The organism is Streptomyces sp. 13-12-16, from assembly GCF_002114215.1.
Classification (GTDB): Bacteria; Actinomycetota; Actinomycetes; order Streptomycetales; family Streptomycetaceae; genus Streptomyces.
Map to the genome: position 1 here is coordinate 1 of NZ_NCTE01000076.1, position 11,131 is coordinate 11,131.

The 11,131-nt window shown below is 69.8% G+C and carries 12 protein-coding genes and 4 pseudogenes; 6 read left to right on the forward strand and 10 right to left on the reverse strand.

All coding sequences use genetic code 11. From position 1 onward, the window contains the following. A partial coding sequence (locus tag B7767_RS47230) for a hypothetical protein (RefSeq protein WP_218775772.1) occupies positions 1 to 425 on the forward strand: 425 nt, incomplete at its 5' end. A gap of 248 nt (positions 426 to 673) precedes the next feature. On the opposite strand, the gene B7767_RS03500 is transcribed toward B7767_RS47230, so the two are convergent. The 3 genes from B7767_RS03500 to B7767_RS03515 all read right to left on the reverse strand — a co-directional run bounded on the left by B7767_RS03500 (position 674) and on the right by B7767_RS03515 (position 1,904). Then, positions 674 to 958: a hypothetical protein gene (locus B7767_RS03500; RefSeq protein ID WP_085570823.1), complete on the reverse strand. Its 285-nt coding sequence runs from the start codon at positions 956 to 958 to the stop codon at positions 674 to 676. A 122-nt stretch (positions 959 to 1,080) separates the two neighbouring features. Next, the gene (locus B7767_RS03505) at positions 1,081 to 1,347 is read right to left on the reverse strand and encodes a DUF6199 family natural product biosynthesis protein (protein ID WP_085570824.1); all 267 of its coding nucleotides are present in this window, start codon (positions 1,345 to 1,347) and stop codon (positions 1,081 to 1,083) included. 362 nt (positions 1,348 to 1,709) lie between these two features. After that, a complete protein-coding gene (locus B7767_RS03515; RefSeq protein WP_085570814.1) occupies positions 1,710 to 1,904 on the reverse strand; it encodes a hypothetical protein in 195 nt (64 codons plus the stop codon). A 59-nt stretch (positions 1,905 to 1,963) separates the two neighbouring features. Here B7767_RS03515 and B7767_RS03520 point away from each other — a divergent pair. Then, positions 1,964 to 2,683, forward strand: a pseudogene (locus tag B7767_RS03520) (helicase); the annotation flags it as partial. Between the two features lie 318 nt (positions 2,684 to 3,001). On the opposite strand, the gene B7767_RS03525 reads toward B7767_RS03520, so the two are convergent. Continuing rightward, positions 3,002 to 4,141, reverse strand: a complete 1,140-nt coding sequence (locus B7767_RS03525) for a CdaR family transcriptional regulator (protein ID WP_085570815.1) — start codon at positions 4,139 to 4,141, stop codon at positions 3,002 to 3,004. A 131-nt stretch (positions 4,142 to 4,272) separates the two neighbouring features. Between B7767_RS03525 and B7767_RS03530 the strand changes: the two genes are divergently transcribed. The 3 genes and pseudogenes from B7767_RS03530 to B7767_RS47690 all read left to right on the forward strand — a co-directional run. Further along, positions 4,273 to 5,283 (forward strand): ferredoxin reductase, encoded by a 1,011-nt coding sequence (locus tag B7767_RS03530; protein ID WP_107485778.1) that lies wholly within the window; start codon positions 4,273 to 4,275, stop codon positions 5,281 to 5,283. A 7-nt stretch (positions 5,284 to 5,290) separates the two neighbouring features. Then, on the forward strand, positions 5,291 to 6,409 hold the full coding sequence (locus B7767_RS03535; RefSeq protein WP_085570817.1) for an acyl-CoA desaturase: 1,119 nt from the start codon (positions 5,291 to 5,293) through the stop codon (positions 6,407 to 6,409). A 76-nt stretch (positions 6,410 to 6,485) separates the two neighbouring features. Next, positions 6,486 to 6,590 (forward strand): annotated as a pseudogene (locus B7767_RS47690) (DUF6207 family protein); the annotation flags it as partial. Here B7767_RS47690 and B7767_RS47695 read toward each other — a convergent pair. Then, positions 6,580 to 6,726 (reverse strand): annotated as a pseudogene (locus B7767_RS47695) (IS630 family transposase); the annotation flags it as partial. The pseudogenes B7767_RS47690 and B7767_RS47695 overlap by 11 nt on opposite strands. A gap of 611 nt (positions 6,727 to 7,337) precedes the next feature. After that, positions 7,338 to 7,487, reverse strand: a complete 150-nt coding sequence (locus tag B7767_RS44335; protein WP_107485777.1) for a BBE domain-containing protein — start codon at positions 7,485 to 7,487, stop codon at positions 7,338 to 7,340. Positions 7,488 to 7,790: 303 nt separating this feature from the next. Here B7767_RS44335 and B7767_RS03555 point away from each other — a divergent pair, with 303 nt between their 5' ends. Then, positions 7,791 to 8,096 (forward strand): transposase, encoded by a 306-nt coding sequence (locus B7767_RS03555; protein ID WP_085570819.1) that lies wholly within the window; start codon positions 7,791 to 7,793, stop codon positions 8,094 to 8,096. A 235-nt stretch (positions 8,097 to 8,331) separates the two neighbouring features. Here B7767_RS03555 and B7767_RS44340 read toward each other — a convergent pair whose 3' ends face one another. The 4 genes and pseudogenes from B7767_RS44340 to B7767_RS03575 form a co-directional block, all read right to left on the reverse strand. Beyond that, positions 8,332 to 8,499 carry a DUF4177 domain-containing protein gene (locus B7767_RS44340; RefSeq protein ID WP_107485780.1) on the reverse strand — a complete coding sequence of 56 codons (168 nt, stop codon included), beginning with the start codon at positions 8,497 to 8,499 and terminating at the stop codon, positions 8,332 to 8,334. A gap of 505 nt (positions 8,500 to 9,004) precedes the next feature. Next, a complete protein-coding gene (locus tag B7767_RS03565; protein ID WP_085570821.1) occupies positions 9,005 to 9,577 on the reverse strand; it encodes a S1 RNA-binding domain-containing protein in 573 nt (190 codons plus the stop codon). Beyond that, positions 9,574 to 10,338, reverse strand: a complete 765-nt coding sequence (locus B7767_RS03570) for a hypothetical protein (protein WP_085570822.1) — start codon at positions 10,336 to 10,338, stop codon at positions 9,574 to 9,576. The genes B7767_RS03565 and B7767_RS03570 overlap by 4 nt, the downstream gene beginning before the upstream one ends. Positions 10,339 to 10,604: 266 nt before the next feature. After that, positions 10,605 to 11,131, reverse strand: a pseudogene (locus tag B7767_RS03575) (hypothetical protein); the annotation flags it as partial.

Sequence of the window (11,131 nt, forward strand, 5' to 3'; positions counted from 1 at the left end):
CGGCGTTCGAACGGCTGGTCGACGAGTGGATCGGCAGGTGCAGTGGGGAGGTGCACCGGAGGTTCCGGGAGATGCTGCACGGAAGGACCCGGCAGGAGGTGCTTCCTCCGCTCCCGGATGCCGGTGGTGGGCTGGACCCCCGTGCGGTCTCGCGGGAGGCGGGGCTTTCCGGCCCAGCGATGCTCCGTCTGGCCCAGTACCGTGCCCCCGACGAAGGCCGGCTGATGCCGCAGCCGGGCGAGGCGGTACTGAACCTCGCGGTACCGTCCGGTGACGACGCGGGGGCACCGTGGCGAATGCACGTCCCTCGACAGCGCGAGCCCGCCCGTTTCCAGCTGCGCACCGAGGCCTTCCGGGGCACCGGACGCGTGGTCGCGGGGGACTTCGAGAACGGTCCGGGGGCCCTGCTCATCGCACGGAAGTGAGCCGGACCGGCGGGCCCCGCACGCCGCGCACCGGCGACCGCCAGGCCGACCACGAGGCTCCACGGCAAAAGAGGCACCGCAAGGGGCTGCCGACCCGGAAGAGTAAACCTGCCCCGGGAATCTGTCGGTGGGTTGTTCGTCGCCTGGTTCGCCGCTCGTCAACGGCACCCCTGCTCCGGCGAACCTTTCTGGTCACGGACCAGGTACCGGAAGACGGCAGGAGACCGGGAGCGGGCCGGCCGAGGTGGTCAGGCAGGCGGTCGGTTGGTGATGGCCGGCAGGGTCGTTGTCCTGATCCGGCGGTAGGTCCTGAAGCCGTGCACGGTCAACGCCGTCCAGATGACGGTACTGACCAGAGGCCACCACAGGTCCCGGCCCTGCTCGCCCTGGATGAGATTGACGATCCAGTTCACCGCCCAGCCGGCCGTGAGCACAAGGGCCGCCCACCTGGCCCACCGCCAGATCCGCATCGTCCCCCGGGCACGGGTCTCCTGTGAGTTCTGCTCGTCCTGTCGAAGTCGTGTGCCATCCATACCCATCCGCCTACCCCCTGCCCGCCCCTTGCCTCCCGGCCCTTGGGAGAGGGCCGAAAACGGGCGGTCCCACCCGGCTTCGGAGATACACGGAGGTGGTCCGGGGAGGGACTGGTTTGCAGTCAGATGTTCCGGATGAGCATCCATGTGGCGACTGCCAAGAAGAGCACCCCGGTCACCCTTTGCATCGCATACCCCTTGCTGGTGGGTTCGGTCGCGTCGGGATCCTTCACCCAGCCACGCTGGAGACGACTGTTTACCCGCCAGAGCAGTTGAGGGCGTACGACCTGGACCAGGCCCATGATCAGGAAGAGGCACAGAAACAAGACGGGGACCGGGCTGGTGCCGCTGTCTTCGGAGGAGGCCTGCACGATCACATCGTGATTCATGGATCTTCGAGTTTCCTGACACAGACTCAGGAAACGAGCGAGGGATCCAGAGCTTCGTGATGCGGCGTGGTGTGCGGGACGTCGCGACCCTGCGGTCCGGAGGCGTTGTGGCCACAGGGAGACTGTGGGCAGGGGACCACTGAGGACGGCCAGGAGGAGGGCGGGCACCCACACCTACCGGCTGTCGGGCAACTGCCGGCCCGTCCAGGCGGTCAATGTCGCCCGCAGCGGGACGCCCCCGTGCAGAAGGCGCGGACCCGGCGCAGCTGCCGCACGGCCCGCAGGGACATGACGCGGTCAGTCTTGGGTGCCATGCCGGTCTGTGTGCCCTGGTGCACGCTGTTCAGCAGAGCGGGTTCCGCTCACCTTTGCCCTTGCTGCCGGGTGCGTCCTTCGAAGTCGCGTCGTACTGCCGCACCCTGGTCCTCGACCAGCCCTGCACCGTCGGGGAGGTCCAGAACGGCGCCGCAGTGGTTGCACAGTTCGCCGTCCTCGGCCGGCGTGCCGCACGCCTTGCAGAACCGGTTGCCCTCGCTGTTCCCAATGGTCCGTGTCATGGCTCTCTCCCGCGGGGTGGACAGTGGCAGGCGGGGAGTACCCCTGGTGTCTGTGCTGATTCCCTACTTACGCCTCGCTCGGGCTGGGCACGCTGGAGCGCGCGCACGCCGTCGGCCTTCCGGGCTGGGACCTGATCGTGGTCGACGAGGCACACCGGACCTCCGGGCGGCCGGGCAGGCCGTGGGCGGTCGTCCACGACAACACCCGCATCCCCGCCCTGCGGCGTCTGTACATGACCGCCACGCCCCGGCTGTGGCAGCCCGACGAGGACGCAGGGCAGGACGCGCCAGGTGAGCTGGTGGCCTCGATGGAGGACGATCCGGACGGGCCGTCCGGGGCGCGCTGCTACACGCTGACGCTGTCCGAGGCGATCGACCGGGGGATCTGCGCGCCGTACCAGGGGGTGTGCCTGGACATCACCGACACCCGGCTTCAAGCCTCGCAGCTGCTGGGTGTGGAGGGCCGCTCGGACGAGGTCCGCGGGGCCCGGCTCGCCGCGCTCCAGACGGCGTTGGTGAAGGCCTCGGTCGAGGAAGGCTTCCGTCGGACGCCGGTCTTCCACCACGTCGTCAAGGAGGCCGAGGCGTTCGCGGCCGGCCTGCCCGACATCACTGGCCGCCTGCATGGGGCCGACCCTGAGCCGTACCCGCGCACGGTCTGGGCCGACTGGCTGTGCGGGGAGCACGAACCGCTCCACCGGCGGCGGGTCCTCACCGAGTTCGCCGACGGCATCGCCACGGACGGCACCGTCGTCGAGAAGAGCTTCCTCGGCTCGGTGGTTGCGGCCCGCCGCACGCCCGTGGGGCAGCCCGTGCCAGAACAGCGCTCTCCACGACGACATGAAAGCCGTTTCCCAGGGCATGGCGGCCCAGCTCACCGACCGGATGCCCGATGAGCGGGCCGGTGCGCATCGTCCACCGGAACCAGTCGGGCCGTATCCGCCACCGCGCTTCTCAGAGGCAGCGCCCCCGACGGGCTTCCCGGGGCCTTGTCCGGTTTTCGCACCACCCCCGGTCCAGCCGACTCATATCGCTCTTCCCCGGGCCGCATGAGCCATCTGACGGCACCGGGAACGAGGTGGTGGAGGTAGTACTCGTCAGTTGCCCCGAAGACCGACCGCCAGCGTCAGTTCAAGGACCCGTTGTGGCGATGCCAGATCCGGAAACAGCTCCCGCAGCTGTGACATCCGGTACCGGACCGTCTGGGGATGGACGAACAACGCCGCCGCCACATCCTCCCGCCTGCCCTGGTGCAGCAGCCACGCCCGCAACGTCTCCTCCAGCCGCCGTGCGGTCGCGACCGGCAGGGCCCACAACGGTGCGAGGGCTCGGGCACGCAGGTCTGCGAACGCCTCCATGTCGGCGCTCAGCACCAGCTCGGGCAGGTGGTCCTCGGTGTCGCGGATATCAGGGGAGAGGGAGCGCGCGCGTACGGCTCGCGCGTAGGAGGCGGACGCACGGGTCCATGGCCGGGCCGGGCCGACCACGGCGGTGCGGTCGGTCAGCTGCCTCAGGAGACGCGATCGGTCCGCATCGGGGACGAGCAGCACACCGGTGGCGTCCGGCAGATCGTCGAGGACGAGGGTGCTCGGGTCGAGCGTGCGGTAGGCAGGCCGGGCCTGGGCGGCGGGCAGCAGGACCGCGGTCAGCGAAACCGGAGGCTGCCACGCGGCCCGTTGGACGGAGGCCAGCAGCACGTCCGGGCTCGCGTCGGCGAGGAGGTCGCGGGCCAGGTGTTCCAGGTGGCGCTCGTGGGCCCTGCCCTGGGCGGCCAGTTCGTCGGCGTGGCCCGCGGCGCTCGCGGCGGAGAGCTCGTCGATGTAGGCGAAGGTCAGCTCGGCGAACTTGGCGACCTCGGCGGCGGGCAGGCCTGCGGGTACGGCACCCGCTGCCAGGCATCGCCAGGCCACGCGGGCGCCGACGCGGTAGGCGCTGAGCAGGGCGTCCATCGAACGGCCGTCGCGGACCTCGCCGCGGCCCAGTTCGTAGGCCGCGTCGCCGGCGTCACCGCCTGTGGCGTTCCCGCTCGCGAGGTCGAGGTAGTGCCCCAGGGCGGTGCGGACGGCTCGGCGGATGGTGGCGCCCATGTGGCCCGAAAGGGCGTTGGCGTAGGAAGGGACCTCGTCGATGATCGCCTGGACGACTTCGTCGGCGGTGGTCTTCAGCGAGGCCCGAAGTGCGGTGACCGTCGTCTCGTCCAGGGCCAGTTCGCTGGCCCTCCGGATTGCATGGCTCACGTTTTGTTCCCTGCGAACAATTCAGCCGACCAGATTTACGTCCTGCGGTCAGGACTTTACGCCTTGAGGCGCAGCAAGCTGGAGTCATGACGAGTACAGCCCTGCGCAGCAGGGCGTGGAAACTGCTGGAGATGGTCACGACGCCGCTGCTGCCGTCGGACTACCTCGACCTGGTCAGCCCGCTGCGTGCGGGCGCCGACCTGCGTGGGCGCATCGAGGCCGTGCACCCCGAGACGGGTGACGCCGCGACCATCGTGATCAGGCCGGGGCGGGGCTGGCGCGGCCACACGGCGGGTCAGTACGTGCGGATCGGGGTCGACGTCGACGGGGTGCGCCTGTGGCGTGCCTACTCCCTCACCTCGCCGACCAACCGCCAGGACGGCCGCGTCACGATCACCGTGAAGGCGATCCCGGACGGCAAGGTCAGCAACCACCTGGTCCGCAGGGCGAAACCGGGCACGCTGATCCAGCTCGACCAGGCGACCGGTGACTTCGTGCTGCCCCGGGCCAAGCCCGCCAAGGTGCTCTACCTGACGGCCGGCAGCGGCATCACGCCCGTGATGGGCATGCTGCGCGACACCGAGTTCGACGACGTCGTCATGGTCCACTGCGCGCCCCGGCCGCAGGACGTGATCTTCCGTAACGAACTGCACGAGCTCGTCGCGGACAAGAAGCTGCGGCTCACCGAGGTGCACACCGCCACGGACGGCGTGCTCGACATCGCCCGCCTCGGCGAACTCGTGCCCGACTGGGCCGAGCGCGAGACCTGGGCCTGCGGGCCCGCGGGCCTGCTCGACGCCGCCGAAGAGCACTGGAGCGAGCACGGCGTACAAGAGCGCCTGCACACCGAACGCTTCCGCCCCGGCATCGTCGTCGCCGGCGACGGCGGTGAGGTCACGTTCAGCGTCACCGGCAAGACCGTCGACGCGGACGGCGCCACGCCGCTGCTGGACATCGGCGAGGAGGCCGGCGTGCTCATGCCCTCCGGGTGCCGCATGGGCATCTGCTTCGGCTGCATCACGCCGCTCAAGGCGGGTGCCGTCCGTGACCTGCGCACCGGCGAGATCACCGAGGCCGAGCCGGGCGTCCTCATCCAGACCTGCGTGTCCGCCGCGGCGGGCCCCTGCGACATCGAACGGTAGGAGCACCTTGACCGCCATCGACCCCACCGCCCACCTGACCGCGGAGCAGATCGAGGAGCTCGGCCGCGAGCTGGACGCGATCCGCGACGAGGTGATCGCCAGCCGCGGCGAGAAAGACGCCGCCTACATCCGCAAGGTCATCTCCGCGCAGCGCAAGCTCGAACTGGTCAGCAGGGGCGTGCTGCTGTTCTCGTTCTTCCCGCCCGCGTGGGTGATCGGCACCGCCGGTCTGTCCGTGGCGAAGATCATGGACAACATGGAGATCGGCCACAACGTCCTGCACGGCCAGTGGGACTGGATGCGCGACCCGAAGATCCACTCCACCACCTGGGAGTGGGACCACGTCTCGCCGTCCGACCAGTGGAAGCACTCGCACAACGAGCTGCACCACACGTACACCAACGTGATCGGCAAGGACAACGACCTCGGCTACGGCATCATGCGCGTCGACGAGGACCAGAAGTGGCACCCGTTCCACCTCGGCCAGCCGCTGTGGAACTTCATCAACGCCTGCTTCTTCGAGTACGGCATCGCGGCGTACGACCTGGAGCTCGGCAAGAACCTGCGCAAGCGCCGCCGCAAGGACCCGGAGTTCCGCACGCGGGCCAAGGCCGTGGGCCGCAAGATCCGCAAGCAGGTGCTCAAGGACTACGTCATCCACCCGCTGCTGTCGGGCCCGTCGTTCCTCACCACGCTCGCCGCCACGTTCACCGCGAACCTGGTCCGCAACCTCTGGTCCCACTCGGTGATCATGTGCGGGCACTTCCCCGAGGGCGTGCAGGTCTTCGAGCGCCGGTCGATCGACGGTGAGACGCGCGGCCAGTGGTACCTGCGCCAGATGATGGGCTCGGCGAACATCAGCGGCAGCAAGGCCATGCACTTCATGACCGGCAACCTCTCCCACCAGATCGAGCACCACCTGTTCCCGGACCTGCCGAGCAACCGGTACGCCGAGGTCGCGGTGAAGGTGCGCGCGCTGTTCGAGAAATACGAGCTGGAGTACGTCACCGGGTCGCTGCCCAAGCAGGTGTTCTCCGCGTGGCACAAGGTCTTCCGGCTCTCGCTGCCGAACAGGAAGCCCAAGGTCAAGACGCCGGAACGCGAGCAGGAGCTCGTCGCGGCCTGATCCCCGGTAGCGGTTCGGATCCCTCGGCCGTACCGGCGGCACCGCCGGGTTCGGTGAGGTCCGTTGCGGACGGTGGGCGCCCGCGGCGTCGGACCGTACGACACGGGATCCGGAACAGCTCGGTGTCCGGCTGCGCCGCCTGGACGTGCGCCAGGAGCTCAGCACACAGTCCTGTCCTTGAAGAGGACGTCCCCGTCCTCCGCCATGGCTCGGGCCCGGATCGCCGGCCAGGCCTCCTCATGCCGGACACGGACCGCTTCCACGTCCTGCTCGACGGCCCGCTTGTCCGGCCGCCGGAATGTCAGCCCCCACCGCCTGGGGTCGTTCGCCGCCCCCATCCGGTCGGGTGAGCCGGTGGCTCCGCCGGGCCGATGCCGGTCCCGCGGGGGCCGGTGCGGTGGGTCAGTGAGGTTGTCCCGGAGTCGTTGCCGCGGCGGAGACCTCGACGGCGACGTCGTACAGGCCTCGGCTGGATGTGATCCGCGTCCTCGGGTCCTGCTGTGCGGCTCGGGCGCGTCTGCTGAACTCGGTATCCGCGGTGGCCGCCTCCCTTGCCTCCCGGCTCGTCCAGTGGGACACGTTGACGAACCGGTCGGGGGCGAGGGGGTCGATGCTCGCCGCCACCCACGCGGCCCGGTCACGGCCACCAGCAGCACCCGCACGAACGGCGGACGAGCGCAGACGGCCGGCAGGGCGACGCCCGTGCCGATCGTCGGCATCGGGCCGCCGACGGTGATCACCAGTGTGCCGCCGACCCCCAGGGGCCGGGCGAGACGCCCGGGGGAAGAATGCAGACCGGCCCGGACACGATCATCCCGGTCGCGTCCAGGGCGAGGATGTGACGGAGCCGGGCAGCCGCCGGCGGACGGGACCGCGCCACGGTGCCGGGCGCGGACGACGGTGTCATCGCGTTCTCCGGGAGTCGATGTCATGCACCGGTGAGCGGCGGGATGTTGCAGTTGAGGCGGAAGGTGTTCCGTGGGTCGTACGTCGCTTTCAGCACGGTCAGCCGCTGGTGATCGTCCGGGGTGCAGGCGGTGCGGGTCCGGTCCTGACCGGCGGCGGCGCCGTGGCCCATGAAGTCATGGGGCGGCTGTTCGTCACCCTGGTCGCGCGCACCCTGATGGGCTCCGCCGACGGTGCCGCCTGGCCCTCCCCGTATGCCGCCACCCACCCCGATGCCGCCAACGGCGGCTTCATCGGCCCCGCAGGGCGGGACCAAACGTCCGGCACCCCAGGCCGACGCCCCTGCCCGCGGGCGCCGACAGCCCTGACCTGGGCGCCTGGCTGTGGCGTGAGGGCGAACGGCTGACCGAAGTCACGTTCCCGGCTCTGCGGGCCTGACCCGCGCCTCTGCCTGCGGCCGGACGGGCGACCCGACATGCCCTTCACCGACCGCGGCTACGACCACGACGAGTACCGGCGGCTGCTGTGGAAACACAGCAGCCGGCCCGTGATCGCCGAACGCGGTCAGCCCCAAGGCTCCGGCCCGGGCATCTTCCGCCGGGTCGTCGAGCGAACGATCTCCTGGCCGCACGGTTTCCGCCGCCTGGGGATCCGCTGGGAACGGCGCGACGACATCCATGAGGCCTTCCTCGGACTCGCCGCCTGCCTCATCTCACCCACCGACACGTCCAACGGCTTTATCGGGACCTCCTACGCAGGCTCAGCGGGATCCGGACGGTGATCCGGCGGTCGCCGTCGATGCGCAGTCCCGCGCGGTGAGTTCCTTGCCGAGCGGCTCCTCTTGCCGGTCCAGGAGCCACCCGACATCGATACGCTGATCCGGGATCAGACCACCCGGTGTGCGCTGTCGGCGTCCGAGGGCAAGCCGTCGCAGTCGCGGTCGAAGGCCTCGGCGACGCCGTGCTGCGCGATGACTGCGCGGAACGCCTCGGTGGCGTCGGCCACGCACCGACTCGTCACTGGAAATCCGGACGCTTCAGGTAGGCCACGAGTTTTTCGTCCTCGGCGCCGGGACGGCTGGGCACGACCTGGACGAGTTCCCAGCCGTCTGCACCCCAGGTGTCGAGGATCTGCTTTGTCGCGCTGGACAGCAGCGGTACGGTCGCGTACTCCCACTTCGTCAGCTCGGACACTCCGCCTCCGGTGAGTGCGGAGGCGGCGACGTCCTTGCTGGAGGCGACGGTTGCCCTGGGTTGTTCGGCTTTTGCCTGCTCGCCGGCTGGGAGCAGCAACAGCGCCACCGCGCTGACCGAAAGCAGCAGCGCCGAGCCGAACGACCACCAGCGGAAACGCGGGCTGATGCGGCTCGGCTTGGAGGGAACGAAACGCGACATGGACGTCCTCCTCGTGGTTGAGGACCAGGCCCGTGGCGGGGGGCCATGCCGGAAGGGCGCCTGCCCGCTGGTGCCTGGCAGCCCGGAATTACGGCGAGCGTTGCTCGACCGTCGCATCGGGCACCGGCCAACCGCTTAGCGTCACGGTTGGAACACACGTGGCGACGATAGGCCGACGGGAGTCACTCCAGCCAACTCATGGGACCGAACGAGTGAATCAAGGCCGGGAACCCCCGGTACCGGCGCCGCTCTTCGAAGAATCTCGCGCATGGGGGTCTCATGGGCCGTGAAGGGGTCACCGGTGATCAGATGAAGCTTGTCGCCGGGAAAGGGACAGCGTGCGCCGCCGCCGGTCGATTTCAGTGACGACGACCGCGACCTCGTCGCCGACGTGGACAAGGTCCGACGGATCCTCCGCAGGCGTCCGGGCAAGCTCCCGTAGGTGGACCAGCCCCTCAATTGCGTCGGTGACCTGGACGAAGACACCGAACGGGACCAGCTTGGTGACCTGCCCGCGCAGTTCCTGCCCCACCACGACGCTGTCGGCGAACGCCTGGAAGGGATCCGGCCGCATCGCTTTCAGGGACAGTCTGGCCTCCAGGTTCCAGTCGTCGAACTGGAGGAACTCGCATGTGACACGCTGTCCGACCTCCACGATGTCGGACGCCGTTTCGAAGTGCTGCCAGGACAACTCGGCGAAGGAGATGAACCCGACACCGGGGAAGAGGGGGTGGCCGGGTCCGTCGTCCAGCGTCACGAACACGCCGAACCGTTCGATCGCTGCGACGGTGCCGGAAAGGAGCTCGCCGCAGCGCAGTGACTCCAAAAACACCCAGAGCTCGGGGTGTTCGGACGGTCCACCGATCATGCTCCCAGTTTTTCACGGGCAGTTGCGCACCGAGCGGCAGATGCGGCCACTCCACGGCCCTGAAGAAACGATCCACCCTGGCGGATGCCTTGATCGCTGCGAATCGGGCTCAACCACGCCACGCGCACCGTCCACGGCGTCGATCCCACGGGCCGGCTTGATACGAAGCCGATCGCCTGGAACAACCACGGGGTCTCGTCGCCGTCCCATCCCTCTCCGGCCTCAAGGACGAGCCCGGACACCAGCAGCACAAGGAACGGCCCTACGGCCAGGAGAATGGACCACACCATCGCAGATTCGCGCGCCGAAGCACGGTGTCGGGCCGCCAGTACGAAGGCGTCGGCCGGGGGCGTCCAGCCCTCGCCACGGGACCGCACCCATCTGTCTTTGATGGCTCGTACCTCGTGAGGTCGTGCCCCTACGCCTCCTGGCAGTGCGAACAGTCGGCCCTCTCGGTCGAGCAGCGTCGTCCTGCGCGAAGCCGAACCGCTCTCGCTGCTCAACACGTCGGACCCCACCGTCCTGCGGGTCCGGAACAGCCGGCGTACTGCGAGGTGGTCCCGGTACACGATGGTCGCCGCCCGGTGGAACCAGATGATGCCGGGATACACCGTGCCCAGCAGCACGAGCATGCCGGCCCTGAAAGCCGGGGGCGGGTCGTCCTCCGGCACGATCCATCGCGCCAACTGGGCGCCCGGCAGCCCGAGGGTGAAAGTGATGAACACCGGCTGTGCCACTCGAAGCCGGTACTTGCGGATCACCCGACCATCGGTCCCTGTCCCCACCTGCTCCTCCAGTCGGGCAGTCGGAGATTGGCGCCTGGGAACACAACGGTATCGCCGGGCCCACGCGGGATCGCCCCGACCAGTGCGCTCAGCCCCGCCGGGTCGACCGGTCACTCCTCAAGGGCCCAGCACCGTGTCGGGGCCTGTCCAGCTCGCGAACCGTCCGCCGATCGCCTCGTCGGCCGGCTCCTGCGCACGGTCGGGCGCGACGCCCCGGCGGCTGAGGAGCCAGGTGCCGGCGTTCACTCGTAGTCGTACTTCATCCCGATGCCGAGGGTGCTCTGCATCGGGAGAAGCCCGGCGCCGACGATGTCGAGCACCGGCGGTACGAGCAGTTCGGCCAGCCGGGCCGTTTCACCGGGTGTGAGCACGTCCCAAGGGGCGGCCGCGAGCTCGTCGGTGAGCTTCTCGACCGCGGTGCGGACCCGGAGCCCCTCGTCGGTGGCACTGCCATCGGCTTCCACGAGGCCGCGGGCGGCGAGCCGTTCGCCGGCGGCGGTCCACTCCTCATCGGTCCACTGCCTGCTGCTGAACACGTCCGCCGGCGCGGCGCCGACGGCAGCGTGTGAGACCAGGACCTCCGTGGGGCCGAGGCCATGGGCCTGGAGGGCGGCGATGTGGCCGTCGCCGCGGTGCTCGCGCAGGATGGTGGCGGCCTGCCAGAGCGTCATGTGCGGCTCCTCGGGCCAGGGCAGCGCGGCGTTCGCGGCGGCCATGGGGCGGCCTGCCGTGTCCGCCGCCGAGGCGGCGCGGCGGGCCAGCTGCGCAG